The organism is Alteribacillus sp. YIM 98480, assembly GCF_009765375.1.
GTDB lineage: Bacteria > Bacillota > Bacilli > Bacillales > Marinococcaceae > Alteribacillus.
Genome location: NZ_VTOK01000010.1, coordinates 107,850 through 127,261, shown reverse-complemented (window position 1 = coordinate 127,261; position 19,412 = coordinate 107,850). Strand labels below are relative to the sequence as shown.

Sequence of the window (19,412 nt, the reverse complement as noted above, 5' to 3'; positions counted from 1 at the left end):
TTAGCACATCCTATGCGTCGACGTGTGCGATCTTAGTAGAAGTTCATTTAAATGAGCTGAACGTACTATGTCTTCCCTTTCGACTCCGGACCGCAGGTGACCCTGCGCGAAAGCTCCAGAACCTGTCGCGGCTGACCAGGGCGCTTGCGCTTTTCTTAATAACAAAAAGATCTGTACACAGCTGCTTGGATTTTATTTTTTGATTTAAAAAGAAAAAAGGAGAGAGAAAAAAAGATGAACCGAATTCTTATCCAAAATGCCGAAATAATAACGATGAATGAAGAATGTGACATCGTATATGGAGATTTACTTATAGAAGGAAATAAAATTTCAAAAATAGGAAAGAATTTATCGGATCACTTTACTGCCGAAACAGAAGTTATTCATGCAGGTGGAAAAACCGTTTTACCTGGATTTGTACAAACCCACATTCATTTGTGTCAAACCTTATTTCGAGGTCAGGCTGATGACATGGAACTGCTGGATTGGTTGAAAAAGAAACTGTGGCCGCTAGAAGCTGCTCATGATAAAGAATCTCTCTATTATTCAGCTATGTTGGGACTTGGAGAATTAATTCAAGGTGGAACGACAACGATTATGGACATGGAAACGGTAAATCATACAGATTCTGCCTTTGAAGCGATGGCTCAATCGGGAATAAGGGCTTTATCAGGAAAAGTAATGATGGACCTCGGAGACGAGCTTCCGCCTGCCCTATTAGAAAAAACAGAGGATTCGATCTCTCAAAGTGTCGACCTTTTGAAAAAATGGCATGGACATGATAATGGCCGGATTCAATATGCATTCTGCCCCCGCTTTGTCGTTTCATGTACAGAAGAATTGTTAAAGCAAGTCCGTGACTTATCACAGAAATACAATGTGTTCGTTCACACACATGCTTCGGAAAACCGTGAAGAGGTTAGGATTGTGGAAGAACGGCATGGAATGAGAAACGTCGAGTATTTGGATCATATCGGATTGTCTAATGAACGTTTGGTGCTTGCACATTGTATTTGGCTGAATGAAAGAGAAAAACAAATAATAAAAAACCGTAAAGTAAAGATGACCCATTGTCCAGGCTCTAACTTAAAGCTGGCCTCTGGAATTGCAGACGTATATGAATTATCGCAAAACGGTTCATCTATTAGTCTTGGGGCAGACGGTGCACCTTGCAACAATAACTTAAACATGTTTAATGAAATGCGCCTTGCTGCATTGCTTCCTAAACCGTATCACAGCCCCGCATCTATGCCGGCTAGGGAAGTCTTAAAAATGGCTACTATCGGAGGGGCAAAAGCCGTAGGTTTAGAGAAAGAAATTGGAAGTATTGAAGAAGGGAAAAAGGCTGATCTATTTCTACTTAATTTAAGAGATTTTCATAGTTATCCATCAGACACGGTAGACCCGATTTCAAGAGTTGTGTACTCTGCTTCATCTCACGATGTGGAAACCACAATCATTGACGGCCGCATGGTAATGAAAGATAGACAATTAAAAACGATTGATAAAGAACACACGCTGCTGCAATCAAATGCCTCCATTAAACGTTTAGTTTCACAGCTTTAAATCATCCTTGAGTCATTGGCGAGTTAAAAGACGTTTTTGGAGAGTATTTGACTAAGAACGGCGAGTAAATCAGTAAATTCGGATAGTATTGGAATTTAAATGGAAATTATCCTCGGCCAGGTGCACACGATAATGCTGAAACCGTGAACCTCCTGTTCCGGGTGCAAAAGTCAGCACCCTTCTGTGCAAGTCACGTTGTCACAGGACGTATTTCCAGAGTTATCGCGACCACTCGTCGTCAAAAACGCTGTGTCCTGTGGTGACGATATTAACACGTACTGATCATATACTAGTAGTAGAAGTTCCTTTATGACAAAAAAATAACTCCATATACGAGAGCGAGCAGTATGACAATAGCTGGATGTATTTTGCTTTTTTCGAATAACAGAAAGCTTCCTCCGCCTAAAATTACAGTGTGGAGAACTCCCGCTTCGGCTAAACCATTGTTGAAAAATTGATAGGCAAGGACACCGAGCAGAACGGCTATTGCCGGCCGAATAAACATTGTCATTTGTTTTACTCGAGGAGAATCTTTAAATTTAATTAATATGCCTAAAAGCAGGATCATTGCAATCAAGGAAGGGGCAACGGTGGCAAATATTGCAATCGCAGCTCCCGGCAGACCTGCTGTTTCATATCCGATATAACCAGCCATTTTTGTGGCAATAGGTCCTGGTAATGTGTTGCCTAAAGCAAGAATTTCTCCAAATTGCTCTACACTTACCATCTGATATCTATTTACTACCTCATGTTCAATTAACGGTATAGAAGCTGGCCCGCCACCATATCCGACGATACCAGGAATAAAAAATGCCATAAATAGTTCCCAATAAATCATCTTAAAGGTACCTCCAATTTTTTCTTTGTACTTTAAGAAGTTTAACTTTGTTAAAGCAAACTACAGTGCTTCCGCCATTTGGACTAGGCGGTAATACAAGCCTCTAAGTAGTAGTGTTAGGTTTCTTCCGGTAAGAAAACCCAATAATCAATAGAATAACAATGAAAAATGCAGGATGAATATTTAACAATTCTAATATGATTATACTGATTATAGTGAGAATAATTACGAACAGCCAACTCGATCTCTGCTTTGTACTTTTTAGCGTGTTATAGGTTAAAGTTAGTAACATAACCCCTACAACAGGTGCTATTGCTTGAGTCATTCCTTCAATAAAGGGAGAGGAACGAAAAGTCATAAGAATGCCGACAAGGGAGATCATTAGTATGACTGACGGAATTACTGAAGCAATGATCGCATTAAAGACACCCATCACACCGCCGATTCGATATCCAATATATCCGGCCATTTTAGTGAAAATAGGACCTGGAAGTGTGTTGCCGATTGCTAAAATGTCGTAAAACTGCTCCTCTGTAACCCATTCAAAATTTTCTACAACTTCTTTGTGAACAAGAGGTATAGAAGCAGGACCTCCGCCATAACCGAGCATGCCTGCTCGAAAAAATGCTATGAAAATATGTTTGTGTAAGGACCAATTCATCACATACACCTCCTCGAAGAAATTTTAACTCTGCATGAAGCTTCTAAGAGAGAGTATCTTCATTTTTGAGCTTTGTGAATGTTTGTACATAACTTTTCCTTCAGGAATCGTGTTTATAATGCTGCAAGGGAAGGTATGTTTTTCATATAAGCTCTGTTTATGTTTATCGAATATGTTTTCATTAGTGATGTAAAGGACTGATTGAGATTCACTAATGCTAATTCAGTCCATTTTCCATCTGGACATTTCCTTTTTTACCATTGAGATGGGGACGAGGAAGTCCATTTGCTACATTGGTAAGTGATATATCATTGGATAATAATCACTCAATCATAGCCATTAATGTCCATTGTCTTCCATATATGCCTCTTCAGACACGAAACATATTACTAGTATACTTCAAATCGGGGGAGCATGGAGAATGATAAGACGCAACAATGTCAATTTTAACTTCATAAGTTTTGATGTTCTTAAGGAGCATTTTCCGGCTGATATCTATTGTTCCGAATAATAGCCCATTAGCTGCTTTGCCTTTTAGTGTATCACCAATGTACCAATGTCTTTAATAACCCTATCTTTAATCCCATTAGCTACTTGAACATGACCTTGATGCTGCATGAAAGCTCCCATTGCGTCAAATAAACCCTGGAATGATCGTATAGCATGTTTTTCTCAGGGCAGTTAAAAGTTAATGTGCTTTGGATTCAAGGAGAAGCTATAACCTCTATTAGCAAAATACCGGTTTCCGGGACAGCAAGTATTGTTACATTGAATAAAAGAAACCATGTTCCTTCTTCATCTACAGTTTTAAAGGGTTTGTGCCTTTAGAACGACAACTTTTTTGATAGTTTTACAGTTTTCTCATTCAGGGAAACCACTTTACAGGAATGAGTTTGAAATAGAAGGAGTGCAAGTGATGGGTAAGTAACATAAAAACAGTGTATGCAATTATCAATGGAGAAAAAGTAAATTCGGCAGACACATTTTCGCGTGAAAACCCGGCTGATCCAAGTGAAACTGCTGCTTATGCACCTTTGATCACTAGAGAAGAAGCTTCCATATCGGCTCGCAATGCATTTCCTGCTTGGGAAGATAACCCGGTTGAAGAGTGAACAAAGATGATGACATTGTAAAAGAAGAACCGTTCCGACCTACGGTGCCTATTTTGCTGTATGATGGAAGAAGCTACGACAGCATCTACTGCTTAACTAGTTCAGTGTGGGGTGCTACGAAGGTGGCAAATTGAATAGAAGCAGGGACAACAATGATCAACAACGCTGCTGTTCAGGGATTGGATGTACGATGGCCATTTGGAGGAGTAAAACAATTAGGCAAAGGCCGTGAATATGGTTCAGCAGGGCTGCTAGCCTATGTTTGGACCCGTGTTGTGAATGTACCTAAAAATGGCGGTTTGCCATATATTCCAGAATAACAAGATCAGCCTGTAACGTTAAATGCAGGGAGGGATTCCATTGTTAAAAATTCATCCTAGCCCAGAAGCTTCCACGATTGCGGTCGAATTTGAGGGAAAAGCCACGCAAGAAGACGCGAGGGTACTAGATAACCATGTGAAAGCTCATTTTAAAGATCACGAAACGTTCAATGTTCTTGCTGTTATGCATGATATAGATGGTTCCACTCTTAAGGGAGCGATAGAAGGCGTGAAATTTGATACAAAACGCTGGAATCAGTTTAAAAAATTTGCTGTAGTGAGTGAAAAAAAGACAGTGGAAACATCAGCGGAATTAGGTAATTTGTTGCCAGGCATTAAATCAAAGCACTTTAAAAAAGATGAATTAGAAGCAGCGTGGAATTGGCTAAAAGAATAATATTGTTACAAAAAGTGCTGGGCAGTCCAAGAGGGCATTTCTTTCCTTATGGACTGCCGTTCTTTAATGTTGGTTATTATCAGCATATACTGCCATAGCATCCCGCATAAATAAGGCTAGACCTTCCCCAAATTGGTCAATATTTTTAGTGAATCGTTTGTCATCTACGTACAATTGGCCTAAGCCTTTGAAAGCTTCCAGCGAGTAATCTCCAATAGTATTCAACCATTTAAACCACTTATGAATAGCAGATTGTGCTTCTTGTGAAGATGGAGGCTGATGGCGCAAGTCTGCTAAATTTCTATAAATGAAACGCATTTCTTCTTCTAGATTTTTTTGTTCCTTTTTAGACATGTTTCTGATTTTGGTGTTAGAGTTATCGACTGCCCTATCTCCCCAGCGTTCCCGAGCTTCTTGCTCATATGGATTGTGACTGAAATCAAATCCTTCGAACTTTTCTTTGTTGGACATTCTAATTTCTCCCTTCGAATGTTGTATTGTTTTCTCTACCAATTCAAGCATTCTATTTATTCTGCGGCTTTTTTCTAATAGTGTTTTTCGGTGCAGTTCCAGCGCTTCTTGACGATCAAAATCTGGACTGTGTATAATTTGCTTTATTTTTTTCAAAGGAAAACCTAGTTCTTTATAAAACAAGATTTGCTGCAGTATTTCCAGATCATCCACCGAATATAGGCGGTGGCCGGAAGCAGTTGTTTTTTCTGGTTTGAACAATCCAATTTCATCGTAATGGTGAAGAGTTCGTACGCTGATACCTACTAGGTCTGCGAGTTCTTTTATCTTCATGGCGGCTGTTAATCCCTCCTTCGACCTTTAACTATAAAGTGTCACGTAACGAGAGAGTCAATAATTAAAATAGAAAAATTTTGAGTATGATGGGGGAACACAAATGGAGTATTCAAGTTTTAAAGCAACATTGATATTAAATATTTTCTAAATCTTGGTTCAACTTTTTAGCTACATTTTTAAAATAAAAATAAAAGCTCAACCAAATAATTGCATAGGTGGTTAGAAACATTCCAGAGAAGAAGAGGATGCTCTTAAGGTGTAATGGAATCCATCCTATCCAGAAAGATAAACTGAAATAAAGAATGGTTACCGTCATGAAATGCAGCGCTGTCTGCTGTGAAAGGCGAAGGTTTTTTAATTCAAAATAAAGAGGGGATACAGTAAAAAACCAGCCGCAAAAAATAGAACCAAGCGAGTTTTTAAAAAATATTTCTCCATCTAATAATTCTTTTCCTCCCAAGTATACGGTGCAATTAGTTATTACCACCGCAAGGAATGTGCCGAAAAAAATACCCATCATACTTCTAAACAAAAAGGTTTTCATTTATTTATCCTCCTGTTCATTTTTAAAGCTGCTTTAATGGATTGTACATAATGTCTGGAAACATATTCTTTTACCCCCGACTTGAAATAGACACAAAGTGTGCCGTTAAACGATGACTTAAAACGTTTTAATTCATATAAATTAGCAATAACCGACTTTGAAAGACGAATAAATTGGTTTGCAGGAAGAATCTGTTCGAGTTCAAAGAGTTTTTCTTTCACTTTAAAACCCCCTTCTGAAGTAATAGCAAGAACAGATTCCCCTTTAGTATGAAAGTAATGGATATCTGCTGGTTTTAAAATGTGCTGCATGCTTCCATTTCTGCCAATGATAAATTCCGTCTTTTTTCCTTTCAAAAAATCAAGAATTTCATTAATGGAGTCATCCATTTCTTTACAGTGAATGGTCACGGTTGTTTCTTCATGAGCACTATCGATATCTAAAGACACTCTCATTCCCCTCGCCTCCAATCTTGTATTTATCTATGAACTCATTGTATTCGTTATCCATTTAATTGTCGTTAAAATATCGATAATAAGCTGAATTTCCAGAGTTACTTGCAAGTTTTTGCTGTTCAGATACAAGTCATAGTTCAGTTCACATTTATTATTTTACACATATTACTTTGACAGAAATAGTAATATGACATATCATGTATTTAAAGAGGTGAGGGTTAATGAACAGTAAAATTTCGACTGATCTTATTAGAGGCCATACGGTGACAATTATTCTAAACATACTTAGACAAGGAGATAGCTATGGTTATGAAATATATAAGCGCATCATTGAATTAAGCGGCAGCCAATATGAATTAAAAGAAGCAACGTTATATACTGCATTTCGGCGTCTTCAGAAAGAGGGGTATATCGTTTCTTATTGGGGGGATGAATCGCAAGGAGGAAGACGGAAATATTATCGAATAACTGATGAGGGCAAGGAACGCTTAGAGCAAAGTATTAAGGAATGGAATTTTGCAAAAGAGATACTCGATAAATTGATTAAAGGAGTAATAGATTATGACACAGAACAAAAATAAAATGGATCGGAAAATTCAAAAATATATAGATGATCTTTTTGCCGGCGTTGGTGACAGTCAGGAACTCTTCGAACTAAAAGAAGAGCTGTTTACAAACATAAAAGAAAAAATATCGGATTATAAATTACAAGGGATGGAAGAAGAAGAGGCATATAAGGAAGCGGTTATTTCAATGGGAGATTTAAGCGGACTGGTCGATGATATGAGGAGGATAGGGCAGGATAAAGCGAAATCTTCAATCTATACGACAATGACAGCACGTATTGCAACTGCTGGTATTATTGCTGGTGTACTGCTGATTCTGTTTGGATTATTAACGTCTGCTATGCTTTACTTCATGAATCTGCCTGGAGTAAGTGTGACTGGACCTGCAGTGTTTATCGTTGCAGGCGGGGCATTATTAACCTACAGTGTTCTGACAAAAGAAACCGCTAAAAGGTATGCAATGAATAAAATTCGTGCTTCGCTCTATTCGTTAGCGATTGGGTTGATTTTATTTGGAATATATACAGCAATGGCAGCAGGAACAGCAACCGGCGAGGTATTTATAGCAATTGGCGCGTTTATGTTTTTCTTTTTAGGCGGGACTGGATTATATTTAGGTCTCCTTTTCACCGGTAGAAATAGGAGAAAAGAATTATATTAATTTTTTTCAAACAAAAGGGCGGAACGTATTCCGTTCTTTTTTTGTACAAAGGTAAGAAATTATAAATAGTTGGCGCTTTTGATGTCTAGCTCCAGCGCCCAGCCGCTCGGGGTTTCTTCCCTTTCAGGCGACCCTGCGCGAAAGCTCCAGAACCTGTCGTGGCTGACCAGGGCGCTTGCGCTTTTCTTACTTAGAAACCCATTAAGCTTGACGGCAAGCTAAGTATTTCTCATAGTTCTCATAAACAATAGCACACATTGCAAAATACTCTGACAATAATGAGCTATTTTGAAAAAATCTCAAAAATAATGAGCCGACATCATCTTGACACAATTCTAATTTTAAAATGGTGATAGCTTCAAAATTAAAAAAAGGCGTAAACATAGGGATTACGCTTTTTTGTTATCTGATAAACAAGCTTTTTTTCGTTTTTAATTGAACAGAATAGGGCATGTTTTCGATCAAATGAAAAGGGAAATAAACAAGTAAGGAATTTTTCCGAATATAAGGAGGTTTCCACAATGAAAGGAATTATTCTTGCTGGTGGGAGCGGATCGAGATTATATCCAATGACAAAAAGCATTTCGAAACAAATGCTTCCAGTCTATGATAAACCTATGATTTACTATCCATTATCTGTGTTAATGCTATCTGGAATTAAAGATATTTTAATTATTTCCACACCGAAAGATACACCGAGATTTCAGGAATTGCTTGGGGATGGCAGTCAATTTGGCATTTCGCTTTCATATAAAGTGCAATCTTCTCCGGATGGGCTGGCCCAAGCATTTACGATTGGAGAATCTTTTGTTGGGAATGATGATGTTGCCCTTATTCTTGGTGACAATATCTTTTACGGTCAAGGTTTTACACCCCTACTTCAAAAAGCAGCAAAAAGACAGTCAGGGGCAACTGTTTTCGGCTACCGGGTCAGTAATCCGCAAAGATACGGTGTTGTAGCTTTTGATAAACATCAGCGTGCGAAGTCTATTGAAGAGAAACCAAAAAATCCAAAATCGGAATTTGCAGTGACTGGTCTTTATTTTTATGACAATAAAGTGCTCGATATTGCGAAAGAAACACGCCCTTCTTCTCGTGGAGAACTCGAAATTACCGATATTAATAAAGCTTATTTAGAGACAGATGAGCTGAATGTTGAGCTCTTAGGCCGCGGGTTCGCATGGCTTGATACTGGTACACCGGAAGCTTTATTTGATGCTTCACAGTTCATCGAAACCGTAGAAAAACGACAAGGTTTTAAAGTAGCCTGTCTTGAAGAAATTGCCTATTACATGAACTATGTCACACGTGATGAATTACTTCAAAGAATAGCCTCTATGAAAAACAATGATTACAAAAAATACTTGCTTCGCGTGGTAGATAGGGCACAAGAGTCTGAAAACTGGTACGAAACAAATCAAGATCACCGATTGGAATTGATGAAATAATGAAAAACGTGCAAACCATTCTCGTAACAGGTGGAGCAGGATTTATAGGTCTAAATTTTATTTCCTATTTCGCTCATAAATATCCTAATATTACAATTATTAATCTAGATAAATTAACGTATGCTGCTGATACGGCAGAACTGAAAAAAGTAAAGGAGCTGCCGAATCATATATTCGTCGAAGGAGATATATGTGACCGGCAGTTAGTGGAACGATTATTCAAAGAGCATGACATTCAAGGTATTATCCATTTTGCTGCAGAATCCCACGTGGACCGATCTATAGATGGTCCGGAGTCCTTTATTCAAACGAATATTAACGGGACTTTTACCTTGCTTGATGTAGCAAAAAATCACTGGATGACAAGAGCGGGAGAGGTTCGTTCTGGTTATGAATCGGCTCGTTTTCATCATATTTCTACCGATGAAGTGTACGGATCGCTAGGTAAAACCGGATTATTTAGTGAACGCTCTCCTTATGCTCCAAACAGCCCGTACAGTGCCAGCAAAGCAAGCTCTAATTTGCTTGTCCGCAGCTATTTTCACACTTACGGGATGAATGTTGTTACTACTCAATGTTCGAACAATTATGGGCCAAAGCAGCATAGTGAAAAGCTGATACCAACTATTATTAGGAAAGCCTTGCAACTAGAAGCGATTCCAATTTATGGGGATGGTCAAAACATTAGAGACTGGCTGTATGTCTTGGACCACTGTAAAGGCATTGAGCTTGTGTTTCAAGAAGGACGAAAAGGAGAAACGTACAACATTGGCGGAAACAATGAACGAACCAACCTTTACATCGCCAAAAAAATCTGTAAGCATCTCGATCATCTCGCTCCTAAGCCAAAGCGAAATGCGAAGATGGAAAGTTATGAAGAGCTGATTACATTTGTAGAAGATCGTCCAGGTCATGACCGCAGATATGCAGTTGATGCAAGCAAAATTGAAAACGAGCTCGGCTGGCAGGCTGAGGAAAATTTTGAGTCAGGAATATTAAAAACAGTGGAGTGGTATGTCAATCATGCAAAATACTAATCCGCACATTTCAGTCGTAACCCCTATATACGGATGCGGCGATTGTTTAATTCAACTATACAATCGTTTGAAAGACACTCTTGTACAAATATCATCTCATTTTGAAATAATAATGGTAGAGGACAACAGTCCAGACCAATCATGGGATGTTATTCAGCAGTTAACAAACAAAGATAACCGTGTCAAGGGAGTCCGTCTAGCTCGAAATTTTGGACAGCATGTCGCAATAACGGCTGGACTTGATCAGGCTATTGGAGACTGGGTTGTCGTCATGGATTGTGATCTCCAGGACCAGCCAGAAGAAATCATCACATTATATGAAAAAGCGCAAGAAGGCTTTGAAGTAGTATTTGCTAGAAGACATATTCGCCATGATAACCTATTTAAAAAAGGAAGCTCTAAGCTGTTTTACAAGGTGTACGATTATTTTACTGAAAACAAAACAGATCCGGCTATTGCAAACTTCAGTATTTCTTCTCGTAAAGTGATAAATAACTTTCAGCAATTACGAGAACAGAATCGTAATTTTCCGTTGTTTATTCAATGGATGGGATTCGATACCGCAGCAGTAAATGTGGAGCATAAAGAGAGAGCACACGGATCCTCCTCTTATAGTTTATCGAAACTTTTTAATTTAGCTATTGAAGGCATTGTCGCACAGTCCAATAAACCTCTGCGCTTATCCATAAAATTTGGGTTTCTCCTATCATTTGGGGCCGTTTTGTACGGTCTATATTTAATGTATCAATACTTTTTTATGTTTCAGCCTGTTCCAGGATGGACGAGTATGATGGTTTCCATTTATTTTATCGGAGGATTGATTTTTGCCAACTTAGGGGTGCTTGGTCTTTACATGGGGAAGGTATTTAATGAAGTAAAGAACAGGCCGCTCTATATTGTCCAAGAATCGATCGGTTTTGAAGAAAACAATGTAAATAAGACAATGAATCATAGAGTGAAAAGAAGTAAATGACTGAAAGGATGCTGCATCAATGAGACAAGAAATTTTTCGCGAAACACCATGGGATAAACCGGCTTTAAAGCTCGACACTTATGAATTGCTAGAGTACTCGGAAGGAGCATTGCAAAAAAGTGACCAACTAAAAGGACATTTTACTATTAAAGTAGACCCATTAGATTCAAAACAACTTCTTCATGATTATAGTTTTTATTATACGGATACACTGCTGACGCCGGTGTGTAAAAAAGAACGTTTTACTCCGTTTGAGGATGAAAAATTAACGTTATTGTCAGATGTGAAAAGAGAGGATATCATAGCGATCTCAAAAGGTGCATACGACCATGGACGCTTTCATCGTGATTTTAAATTAGAAAAAAGTGGAGCTGATCAACGCTATGATAATTGGTTAAATCAGTTATATGATGAAGGGAATGTGTGGGGGCTGCTTTATGAAGATGATCTCGCAGGATTCTTTGCTTTTTCGGATAATCAAGTATTGCTGCAAGCCTTTAAACCTGAATATCAAGGCAGGGGTTTAGCAAAATATTTTTGGAGCCGGGCCGTTCGTTCTTTATTTGAAGAAGGACATGATGAAATTAAAACGTCTATTTCTGCTGCAAACCTTGCAATGGTAAATCTGACTGCCTCTCTAGGGTTTAAATTTGCAGACGCGGTCGATGTTTATCATAAACTAAATCAGTAAGGTGCAGAGAGGGTTTTTAGATTGGGTTATTTATATATATTTGGCACGATATTTTTCACTGTCTATGGACAAATCATGTTAAAATGGCGGATTTCTAAGTACAGCGGTCTGCCTGATGGGCTTCAGGAAAAGGTATTTTTTCTCCTGAAGCTCTTATTTGACCCGCTCATTCTTTCGGGGTTTCTTTCGGCATTTGTAGCATCTCTCTTTTGGATGGCCGCCATGACTAAGTTTGATCTTAGTTACGCTTATCCGTTTATGAGTTTATCGTTTATGCTCGTCTTTTTATTATCTATTTTTCTATTCCATGAAGCTGTCACTGCCCACAAAATGATAGGTCTCCTTCTCATCATTGCGGGGATTATTGTAACAAGCCAATCTGCCTGAGTGAATCGCATTCGGTTCATTCATTTTTTGTTTTTTTTAAAAGGTGAGAAAGAAAGTATAGATATTTGGCGTTTTACATGTCTAGCTCCAGCGCCTACTACCTTGAGATTCCTTCGGTCCGTCAATGGAAAGCACAGATCAGCTTTCAATATGCTGACCCTCCAGGAATTGTCGCTCGTGAGCAAGGCGCTTGCGCTTTTCTTAATAGCATCTTAGCTGTAACTATTGGACAATTTCGCTTTATAAGGAGGGGAACAAACATTGATTCCTTTTAACAAACCGCCAATAACCGGTAATGAACAGCAATATATAAATCAGGCAATCGACAACGGCAAGCTCGCTGGCGATGGCAGCTTCACAAAGTCTTGCAATCAATGGATCGAGCAGCGCTTGAATTGTCCAAAAGCCTTTTTAACTCCGTCTTGCACACATGCCCTCGAAATGGCAGCTCTACTTGCTGGCATAGGTCCTGGCGACGAAGTAATAATGCCTTCTTATACCTTTGTGTCGACTGCAAATGCGTTTGTCCTTCGGGGAGCTGCTATCGTTTTCGTAGATATACGTCCGGACACGATGAATATGGATGAACGTTTAATTGAAGAAGCGATCACCTCGAAAACCAAAGCGATCGTTCCCGTTCATTATGCTGGTGTCGCTTGTGAGATGGATGAAATTTTAGCGATAGCAAAAAATCATAATCTGACAGTCATTGAAGATGCAGCTCAAGGGGTAATGAGTACGTATAAGGGCCAGGCACTCGGAACGATCGGAGACCTTGGCTGCTACAGCTTTCATGAAACCAAAAATTACACGAGCGGGGAGGGCGGTGCTCTTCTTGTTAACAACAAACAATGGCAAGAGCGTGCAGAAATTATTAGAGAAAAGGGAACAAACCGTTCGCAGTTTTTCCGCGGCCAGGTCGATAAATACACGTGGGTGGATGCTGGTTCTTCTTATTTACCAAGTGAACTGAATGCTGCTTTTTTATACGCCCAATTGGAACTAGCGGAAACGATTAATGACGAAAGGCTGAAGGCATGGCATAAATATTATGAGGAATTGTCTTCTTTAGCTGAAAGGGGAAGAGCAGAACTGCCGAATATTCCCGATAACTGTGAACACAATGCCCATATGTTTTATTTGAAAACGAAAGACCTAGAAGAGCGAACAGCACTCATTGATTGGTTGAAGCAACATGATATTTTAAGTGCTTTTCACTACGTACCGCTGCATTCTTCTAATGCTGGGAAGCGTTTTGGACACTTTTATGGAAACGATCGGTTTACGACACGCGAAAGTGACCGGCTTGTACGGCTGCCAATGTATTATGGCCTTACGGAAGAAAAAGTGAAGTATATAGCGGAAACAGTTAGGAGCTTCTATGCATGTTAAAGGAACGCATACTTCTTATTATCGGATGTATAGGTTTATTGGTGTATTTATCACCGCTTGTTATTCTTGGAGAAGGTTCGCACGTACGAATTCATGATAACCTCGATTCCAATCTCATATGGTATAAAACGCTAGTGGAAAGCGGAAAAATATTTGCAGAAAATGATGCACAGATACCGAATATGATGAATGGTCTGCCGCGTGCTTCATTGGATTCAGAATGGAATCTATATGTTTTATTGTTTTATTTGTTTGAGCCAATTACGGTCATTACGATAAATGCATTTCTTATGCGTTTTATTGCTTTCATTGGCATGTTCTTGTTATTGAAAAAACATATCTTCCGCAACCAAGAAGTCAGCCCTGTTATCACTGTTGGCTCTGCTCTTGCGTTTTCTATTCTTCCGTTTTGGCCATTTGGAGCATTAAGCATTGCCGGTATTCCGCTCGCCTTATACGCTTTTTTGAATATAAGAAACCAGGAATCATCGTTTAAAGATTGGGTTATTATCGTGCTGATACCATTTTACTCCCTTTTAGTATTATCGTTTAGTTTCTTTCTTGGTTTAATGGGGGTACTGTGGCTTACTGATTGGATCAGAAAAAGAAACGTAAATTGGAAGATGTTTACGGCTTTAATATTGATGGGTTCCATCTATCTATTGAAGCAATACAGATTAGTAACAGGTATGTTATTTGGACAAGGATTTACCCCGCATCGGGAAGAATTTTCCCGAGGTCATAAAAATTTTCCCGACACACTTGGACTGTTTTGGGAAAATTTCACTACGGCTCACACCCATTCTGAATCTTTACATCAACACGTGATTTTGTATGTTGCTGTATTTGCCTTATTACTCTTAATAGGCAGCTGGATTAGACAGCGGTGGAAAAAAGATCAATCGAGCCTGACATTTTTGCAATCGGAAAAATTGCTTCCATTTCTTTTCTTTCTTATAGTTATTTTTTCCTTTTGGTACTCCCTGTGGTATTGGGAGGGAATGCGTGTATTAAAAGATGCCCATCAACTGTTTAATACATTTAACTTTGGAAGAGTTCATTTACTCAATGCTGTTCTTTGGTATATTAGTTTTGCAATTGCTTTAGCTATTATTAGTAGAAGAATAAAGTACAGCCAATGGCTGGTACCTGTTCTGATTATCTGCCAATTAGCTGTGCTGGCGGGTGAACACCATGAGTTAAAATATAGAAGTATCGATTACCCTTCATTTGAGGAATTTTATTCAGAAGGTTTATTTGATGATATCAAGGATTATATTGGAGAAGAACCAAGCGATTATCGTGTGGTTAGTATTGGAATGCATCCAGCCATGGCCCGATATAACGGGATGTATACGCTTGATGTATATGCAACCATGTACCCGCTTTCGTATAAACATGAGTTTCGAAACTTGATATCAGGTGAATTAGAAAAAAATGAGGCATTAAAAGATTACTATGATACGTGGGGCGGCCGAGTGTATGTATATCTAGATGAAATTGGAGAAAATTATCTTCTTACTAAAGATAAAAATAAAAAAGTAGAGAATGTAGATTTTGGTACAGAAGCATTCAAAGAAATGGATGGAGATTATATTCTTTCTGCAGCTGAATTAGAAAATGCAGAAGAAAATAATTTAGAGCTGCTCGAAGTATTTGAAAAAAAGGATTCTCCTTGGCGTATCTTTTTATACCAACCAGCTTCATAACAAAGAGAGCCTCCCGTTATCCACTGTTGGAACGGGAGGTTTAGTTAAAAGTTATTTGTCCCAGAGAAACGCAGCTACTTTTTTATCAACACCAGTATGTTCGTGCAGACCGGAATGGGTGGCATTGGTGTCATAAATGGTTTCTTCTTGATAGTTAGCAGCAGGAACGATATCTTTTATTCCATAAGCACTGGTCTTGCTTACAACCCCATCTGTTTCCTCATTATTAATGACACCGGCAATCGCAAGTACCGATACATGCTCATCGAAATGGTCCTTTTTATAAACCATATTTTCTAATGCTGCAGAGCTTGGCTGTAAATCTACCGTAGCGGCTCCGGTATTAATCTCGAAATAACTTTTTTGATGTATGCCTTTAAATGGACTGCCTATAACGACCAGGCGATTTACGGCTGGGTATTTGTTTCCTTCATTGTGCAAGAGATAATTAGCAGAAGTTAAACCTCCCATAGAATGGCCGATGAGGTTAACTTGTCTTATTTCATATTTTTCATAAAGAGAAGCCATAATACGCTGAAGCCAAACGGTTTGATCGGCTAAACTGGCTCTGTTATGTTCGAATAGTACTTGTATAAAGGGATTATTGTCATTAGTAAGCTGTCCCTCTGTTTCCACCTTTCCATCAGCACTCACATGAAAAATCAATCCTCTTGAGCCCCAACCATTACGTTCAAATCGATGAAGCATGGTATTAAAGGAACCGGGGCCTCCCTTAAAACCATGAATAAACAAGGTTGGCGTGATATGATCAGTGTCTTGAGACTTCGTTTGCGGCTCATCGGAAAACAGCAGTAAGCTGCAGAGAATTATAAGGACAGAGGTAATAAAGATAATTACTCTATTATTCTTATATACAATATTGAACATGCTTGTTCCTCCTGCGATGATCTTACACAATTCTATCATATTTTCACATAATGTAAGTGAGACTTTTGCATGGATTAATAGGTAAAGCTTTCATTTCTAATATTCAAAGAGATTCGTGATATGATAAAGGTAGATTTAAGAAAAAGGAGTACCAGTACATGTCAGGAAGTAAGGTTTTAATCGTTACGGCTGTAGAAGCAGAGCGTGAAGCAGTAGAGCGAGGATTAGACCGCAATAGTCGTTTTGATGTCATTGCAGGTGGTGTCGGTTTAGCTGAAGCAGCAGCAAGTACAGCAATTGCTCTTACAAAAGATTCATATAGTGCAGTAGTAAGTGCAGGAATTGCAGGTGGTTTCCGAGCTCAAACAGAACTAGAATCCATTGTGGTAGCAAGTGAGATTTGGGGAGCTGACTTGGGAGCAGAAACAAACGAAGGGTTTTATGATTTAGAAAAATTAAACTTGGGCTGCTCTCGTTACCGATGTGATCCTCTTCTTACAGACAAATTGTGTACGACCATCGCCGAAAGAGGTCTGAAAGCTCAAACAGGGCCCATTTTAACGACTGCAACCGTTACCGGTACAGCTAAAACAGCTGAAAATTTGGTTTTTCGTGTACCTGAAGCGAAAGCAGAGGCAATGGAAGGCTTTGGTGTTGCTGTTTCAGCCCGAAAGCTTGACGTGCCGGTTTTTGAAGTTCGATCTATTTCAAACTTCGTTGGTCCAAGAGATAGAGATAATTGGAAAATAAAAGAGGCGCTTGCTGCGTTAGAACAAGCAAGCAATGGTTTACAGGAGGTATTTTAAATGAATATAGCTTTTTCACCATGTCCAAACGATACATTTGTGTTCCACGCATTGGTACATGGACTGATCGATAGTGCTCCGTCTTTTGATGTAACCTATGCAGATATTGATAAGACAAATTATTGGGCTTCTAAACAACAAGGACCAGAAGTGATGAAAATATCTTTTGCAGCGCTGCCCTGGGTGCTCGATGATTACCGCCTTATCCCGTGCGGCGGAGCATTAGGAAGAGGGTGCGGTCCGCTTGTTTTGACAGCTGACAAAACAAACTCAGCTGCTGCTATTAGAGGAAAAACGGTTGCAGTGCCGAGTGATCGTTCAACTGCTTACATACTTTTTCGCCTCTGGGTTGCTCAAAATGTACCTGAGGACGTTGGAGAAATCCGGGTGATGCCTTTTGATAAAATTATGCCGGCGGTTCAAAGCGGTGAAGTGGATGCTGGTTTAGTCATACATGAGGCAAGGTTTACGTTTCAAAATTATGGCCTTCATTTGCTGCAAGATCTCGGAGAATGGTGGGAGGAGGACACAGGCTTACCAATCCCTCTCGGCGCAATTATTGCAAAACGTTCAGATTCTATAAATCATGCCAAACTTGCGGATTGGATCCGTGCTTCTGTTGAGTATGCATGGGAGAATCCCGAAGCTTCACGTGAATACGTACTAGAACACGCACAAGAGATGTCTCCAGATGTTGCTCAATCTCATATCGATTTGTATGTTAATGAATTTACAAGAGATCTTGGCGAAGACGGTTACGCAGCGATAGAGTCCCTGCTTGGAAGGGCAGCAGAGAAAGGTCTGGTGCCGTCCTTTGATTTAAATGCATTAAAGTAAATAATATTTTTAATGGCTCCTTTTGCTAACAGCAAGGGAGTCATTTTTCTTACACTAATTTTAAGGTTAATGTACCTATTTTTGGGTATACATAGACTATCAGGGGAATGAAAGAGTGAAAGATTTAAGAAGGGGTACTACAAAGAGGCTGGAGGTATGAAATTTATGAATATATTATTAACATCAGGTGCCAGACGTATAGATTTTATCAGTTTTTTTCAAGCAGCGTTAAAAGATGAAAATCTACTAGGTAATGTCATTGTAGCGGATCCAGATAAAAATGCCCCCTCTCTGCAAGCGGCTGACCGGAGTTACGTTATCCCACATCAAACAGATGAACGGTATATCGAAGCTGTATTTTCTATTTGTAAAGAAAACAACGTTAACTGCCTGGTACCTTTAAACGACTGGGAAGTACCAAAACTAGCCGATCATAAAAAAGAATTAGAAGCACTGGGGGTGGCGGTATTTACTCCAAGCCCAGATATTGTTCATAAAGTCCGAGATAAAGGAATGTATCATAAGCTGCTTGGCTCCTATGGAGTAAAAGCTCCGCGTTCGTATTTCACCATAGAAGAAGCGAAAGAAGGTTTAGTAAATAAAGAGGTTATCTTTCCATTGATCGTCAAACCGCGCAATGGGTCTGCGTCGATGGGTATTGAGATCGTTCATAATGTAGAAGATATGGAATTTGCATATAAACTTGCTGTTCAAACGATCAAGGAAACGCCTTTAGACGATGCTACCTCTAAAATTCCGGAGGAGAATGTAATTATACAAGATGTGATAGAAGGAGAAAAATTCAGTTTAGATATTTTTAATGATTTAAATGGCCAGTTTCTCACCTCTTTAGCATTGAAACAATTAGAAATGCGCGGTGGAGATGTAGATAAGGCTGTATCGGTAAGAAGCAATGAGTTGTTTCAAATAGGCAAGAAGATTGGTGAGAACTTGAAACATGTAGGATATATTAATACGGATGTCTTTTACGATGGCAAGGATTACTACATTATTGATATTAATCCGCGCTTTGGAGGAAGCTATGCGCTCTCCCACGCTGCCGGAGCCAATATTCCTGCAGCTTATATTGCTCTAGCTCGCGGAAAAGAATTAAAACAAGAGTGGTTAGAAGATGATGCTGACGTGGAACTTGCACGGCATGACACCGTGGTTAGAATTAATGAAGGAAAAGTAGAAGACGCTATTAAAGAAAAGACGGAAGCCAAATAAAAAGTATTATGTTTATTTCTATAAACAGACGGTAAAAGTTTTATAGAATACGAGAGATCGCTCGTAATAGCAGTTGTTCTGTAAGGA

General features: G+C 39.1%; 22 protein-coding genes and 1 pseudogene. 17 read left to right on the top strand and 6 right to left on the bottom strand.

Going from position 1 to position 19,412, the window contains the following annotated elements:
• Positions 1–234 precede the first annotated feature (234 nt).
• Positions 235–1,566 carry a 5'-deoxyadenosine deaminase gene (locus FZF09_RS14030; RefSeq protein WP_158737230.1) on the top strand — a complete coding sequence of 444 codons (1,332 nt, stop codon included), beginning with the start codon at positions 235–237 and terminating at the stop codon, positions 1,564–1,566.
• Positions 1,567–1,873: 307 nt separating this feature from the next.
• On the opposite strand, the gene FZF09_RS14025 is transcribed toward FZF09_RS14030, so the two are convergent.
• Positions 1,874–2,404: a chromate transporter gene (locus FZF09_RS14025; RefSeq protein ID WP_158737229.1), complete on the bottom strand. Its 531-nt coding sequence runs from the start codon at positions 2,402–2,404 to the stop codon at positions 1,874–1,876.
• 103 nt (positions 2,405–2,507) lie between these two features.
• Positions 2,508–3,065, bottom strand: a complete 558-nt coding sequence (locus FZF09_RS14020; protein ID WP_158737228.1) for a chromate transporter — start codon at positions 3,063–3,065, stop codon at positions 2,508–2,510.
• A gap of 938 nt (positions 3,066–4,003) precedes the next feature.
• On the opposite strand from FZF09_RS14020, the gene FZF09_RS14015 reads away from it, so the two are divergent.
• The 3 genes and pseudogenes from FZF09_RS14015 (at position 4,004) to FZF09_RS14005 (ending at position 4,894) form a co-directional block, all read left to right on the top strand.
• Positions 4,004–4,177, top strand: coding sequence for a hypothetical protein (locus tag FZF09_RS14015; RefSeq protein WP_158737227.1), 174 nt, complete (start codon positions 4,004–4,006; stop codon positions 4,175–4,177).
• Between the two features lie 5 nt (positions 4,178–4,182).
• A pseudogene (locus FZF09_RS14010) lies at positions 4,183–4,497 on the top strand (aldehyde dehydrogenase family protein); the annotation flags it as partial.
• Between the two features lie 40 nt (positions 4,498–4,537).
• On the top strand, positions 4,538–4,894 hold the full coding sequence (locus FZF09_RS14005) for a SpoIIAA family protein (protein WP_233269506.1): 357 nt from the start codon (positions 4,538–4,540) through the stop codon (positions 4,892–4,894).
• Between the two features lie 63 nt (positions 4,895–4,957).
• Here FZF09_RS14005 and FZF09_RS14000 read toward each other — a convergent pair whose 3' ends face one another.
• The 3 genes from FZF09_RS14000 to FZF09_RS13990 all read right to left on the bottom strand — a co-directional run bounded on the left by FZF09_RS14000 (position 4,958) and on the right by FZF09_RS13990 (position 6,700).
• The gene (locus FZF09_RS14000) at positions 4,958–5,698 is read right to left on the bottom strand and encodes a MerR family transcriptional regulator (protein WP_158737225.1); all 741 of its coding nucleotides are present in this window, start codon (positions 5,696–5,698) and stop codon (positions 4,958–4,960) included.
• A 136-nt stretch (positions 5,699–5,834) separates the two neighbouring features.
• Positions 5,835–6,245 carry a DUF3021 domain-containing protein gene (locus tag FZF09_RS13995; protein WP_158737224.1) on the bottom strand — a complete coding sequence of 137 codons (411 nt, stop codon included), beginning with the start codon at positions 6,243–6,245 and terminating at the stop codon, positions 5,835–5,837.
• Complete coding sequence (locus FZF09_RS13990; protein ID WP_158737223.1) at positions 6,242–6,700, bottom strand: LytTR family DNA-binding domain-containing protein; 459 nt, start codon at positions 6,698–6,700, stop codon at positions 6,242–6,244. The genes FZF09_RS13995 and FZF09_RS13990 overlap by 4 nt, the downstream gene beginning before the upstream one ends.
• Before the next feature lie 221 nt (positions 6,701–6,921).
• On the opposite strand from FZF09_RS13990, the gene FZF09_RS13985 reads away from it, so the two are divergent.
• From FZF09_RS13985 to FZF09_RS13940, 10 genes are all read left to right on the top strand, one after another.
• Entirely contained in the window at positions 6,922–7,281 is a 360-nt protein-coding gene (locus FZF09_RS13985) for a PadR family transcriptional regulator (protein WP_158737222.1), read from the top strand.
• Positions 7,262–7,927 carry a permease prefix domain 1-containing protein gene (locus FZF09_RS13980; RefSeq protein WP_158737221.1) on the top strand — a complete coding sequence of 222 codons (666 nt, stop codon included), beginning with the start codon at positions 7,262–7,264 and terminating at the stop codon, positions 7,925–7,927. Before FZF09_RS13985 ends, FZF09_RS13980 begins: the two co-directional genes overlap by 20 nt.
• A gap of 521 nt (positions 7,928–8,448) precedes the next feature.
• Positions 8,449–9,375 (top strand): glucose-1-phosphate thymidylyltransferase RfbA, encoded by a 927-nt coding sequence (gene rfbA / locus FZF09_RS13975; protein ID WP_158737220.1) that lies wholly within the window; start codon positions 8,449–8,451, stop codon positions 9,373–9,375.
• Positions 9,375–10,412, top strand: coding sequence for a dTDP-glucose 4,6-dehydratase (rfbB, locus tag FZF09_RS13970; protein ID WP_199256795.1), 1,038 nt, complete (start codon positions 9,375–9,377; stop codon positions 10,410–10,412). Before rfbA ends, rfbB begins: the two co-directional genes overlap by 1 nt.
• A complete protein-coding gene (locus tag FZF09_RS13965) occupies positions 10,399–11,385 on the top strand; it encodes a glycosyltransferase family 2 protein (protein ID WP_158737219.1) in 987 nt (328 codons plus the stop codon). Before rfbB ends, FZF09_RS13965 begins: the two co-directional genes overlap by 14 nt.
• 19 nt (positions 11,386–11,404) lie before the next feature.
• Positions 11,405–12,076: a GNAT family N-acetyltransferase gene (locus FZF09_RS13960; protein ID WP_158737218.1), complete on the top strand. Its 672-nt coding sequence runs from the start codon at positions 11,405–11,407 to the stop codon at positions 12,074–12,076.
• A 21-nt stretch (positions 12,077–12,097) separates the two neighbouring features.
• Entirely contained in the window at positions 12,098–12,463 is a 366-nt protein-coding gene (locus FZF09_RS13955) for an EamA family transporter (RefSeq protein ID WP_158737217.1), read from the top strand.
• A 77-nt stretch (positions 12,464–12,540) separates the two neighbouring features.
• On the top strand, positions 12,541–12,738 hold the full coding sequence (locus FZF09_RS13950) for a hypothetical protein (RefSeq protein ID WP_158737216.1): 198 nt from the start codon (positions 12,541–12,543) through the stop codon (positions 12,736–12,738).
• On the top strand, positions 12,725–13,855 hold the full coding sequence (gene rffA / locus FZF09_RS13945; protein WP_158737215.1) for a dTDP-4-amino-4,6-dideoxygalactose transaminase: 1,131 nt from the start codon (positions 12,725–12,727) through the stop codon (positions 13,853–13,855). The genes FZF09_RS13950 and rffA overlap by 14 nt, the downstream gene beginning before the upstream one ends.
• Positions 13,849–15,564 carry a DUF6044 family protein gene (locus FZF09_RS13940; protein ID WP_158737214.1) on the top strand — a complete coding sequence of 572 codons (1,716 nt, stop codon included), beginning with the start codon at positions 13,849–13,851 and terminating at the stop codon, positions 15,562–15,564. Before rffA ends, FZF09_RS13940 begins: the two co-directional genes overlap by 7 nt.
• Positions 15,565–15,615: 51 nt before the next feature.
• On the opposite strand, the gene FZF09_RS13935 is transcribed toward FZF09_RS13940, so the two are convergent.
• On the bottom strand, positions 15,616–16,452 hold the full coding sequence (locus FZF09_RS13935; RefSeq protein WP_158737213.1) for an alpha/beta fold hydrolase: 837 nt from the start codon (positions 16,450–16,452) through the stop codon (positions 15,616–15,618).
• 158 nt (positions 16,453–16,610) lie between these two features.
• Here FZF09_RS13935 and FZF09_RS13930 point away from each other — a divergent pair, with 158 nt between their 5' ends.
• The 3 genes from FZF09_RS13930 to FZF09_RS13920 all read left to right on the top strand — a co-directional run bounded on the left by FZF09_RS13930 (position 16,611) and on the right by FZF09_RS13920 (position 19,325).
• On the top strand, positions 16,611–17,258 hold the full coding sequence (locus FZF09_RS13930) for a futalosine hydrolase (protein WP_158737212.1): 648 nt from the start codon (positions 16,611–16,613) through the stop codon (positions 17,256–17,258).
• The gene (locus FZF09_RS13925; RefSeq protein ID WP_158737211.1) at positions 17,259–18,095 is read left to right on the top strand and encodes a 1,4-dihydroxy-6-naphtoate synthase; all 837 of its coding nucleotides are present in this window, start codon (positions 17,259–17,261) and stop codon (positions 18,093–18,095) included. It begins immediately after the preceding gene.
• 165 nt (positions 18,096–18,260) lie between these two features.
• A complete protein-coding gene (locus FZF09_RS13920) occupies positions 18,261–19,325 on the top strand; it encodes an ATP-grasp domain-containing protein (RefSeq protein ID WP_158737210.1) in 1,065 nt (354 codons plus the stop codon).
• The last annotated feature ends 87 nt before the right edge of the window (positions 19,326–19,412 follow it).

Excerpts from the sequence above, each read along its gene's own strand:
- FZF09_RS14030 (WP_158737230.1), top strand. The coding sequence starts at position 235 with ATGAACCGAATTCTTATCCAAAATGCCGAAATAATAACGATGAATGAA.
- FZF09_RS14025 (WP_158737229.1), bottom strand. The coding sequence starts at position 2,404 with ATGATTTATTGGGAACTATTTATGGCATTTTTTATTCCTGGTATCGTC.
- FZF09_RS14020 (WP_158737228.1), bottom strand. The coding sequence starts at position 3,065 with ATGAATTGGTCCTTACACAAACATATTTTCATAGCATTTTTTCGAGCA.
- FZF09_RS14000 (WP_158737225.1), bottom strand. The coding sequence starts at position 5,698 with ATGAAGATAAAAGAACTCGCAGACCTAGTAGGTATCAGCGTACGAACT.
- FZF09_RS13995 (WP_158737224.1), bottom strand. The coding sequence starts at position 6,245 with ATGAAAACCTTTTTGTTTAGAAGTATGATGGGTATTTTTTTCGGCACA.
- FZF09_RS13990 (WP_158737223.1), bottom strand. The coding sequence starts at position 6,700 with ATGAGAGTGTCTTTAGATATCGATAGTGCTCATGAAGAAACAACCGTG.
- FZF09_RS13985 (WP_158737222.1), top strand. The coding sequence starts at position 6,922 with ATGAACAGTAAAATTTCGACTGATCTTATTAGAGGCCATACGGTGACA.
- FZF09_RS13980 (WP_158737221.1), top strand. The coding sequence starts at position 7,262 with ATGACACAGAACAAAAATAAAATGGATCGGAAAATTCAAAAATATATA.
- rfbA (WP_158737220.1), top strand. The coding sequence starts at position 8,449 with ATGAAAGGAATTATTCTTGCTGGTGGGAGCGGATCGAGATTATATCCA.
- rfbB (WP_199256795.1), top strand. The coding sequence starts at position 9,375 with ATGAAAAACGTGCAAACCATTCTCGTAACAGGTGGAGCAGGATTTATA.
- FZF09_RS13965 (WP_158737219.1), top strand. The coding sequence starts at position 10,399 with ATGCAAAATACTAATCCGCACATTTCAGTCGTAACCCCTATATACGGA.
- FZF09_RS13960 (WP_158737218.1), top strand. The coding sequence starts at position 11,405 with ATGAGACAAGAAATTTTTCGCGAAACACCATGGGATAAACCGGCTTTA.
- FZF09_RS13950 (WP_158737216.1), top strand. The coding sequence starts at position 12,541 with ATGTCTAGCTCCAGCGCCTACTACCTTGAGATTCCTTCGGTCCGTCAA.
- FZF09_RS13940 (WP_158737214.1), top strand. The coding sequence starts at position 13,849 with ATGTTAAAGGAACGCATACTTCTTATTATCGGATGTATAGGTTTATTG.
- FZF09_RS13935 (WP_158737213.1), bottom strand. The coding sequence starts at position 16,452 with ATGTTCAATATTGTATATAAGAATAATAGAGTAATTATCTTTATTACC.
- FZF09_RS13930 (WP_158737212.1), top strand. The coding sequence starts at position 16,611 with ATGTCAGGAAGTAAGGTTTTAATCGTTACGGCTGTAGAAGCAGAGCGT.
- FZF09_RS13925 (WP_158737211.1), top strand. The coding sequence starts at position 17,259 with ATGAATATAGCTTTTTCACCATGTCCAAACGATACATTTGTGTTCCAC.
- FZF09_RS13920 (WP_158737210.1), top strand. The coding sequence starts at position 18,261 with ATGAATATATTATTAACATCAGGTGCCAGACGTATAGATTTTATCAGT.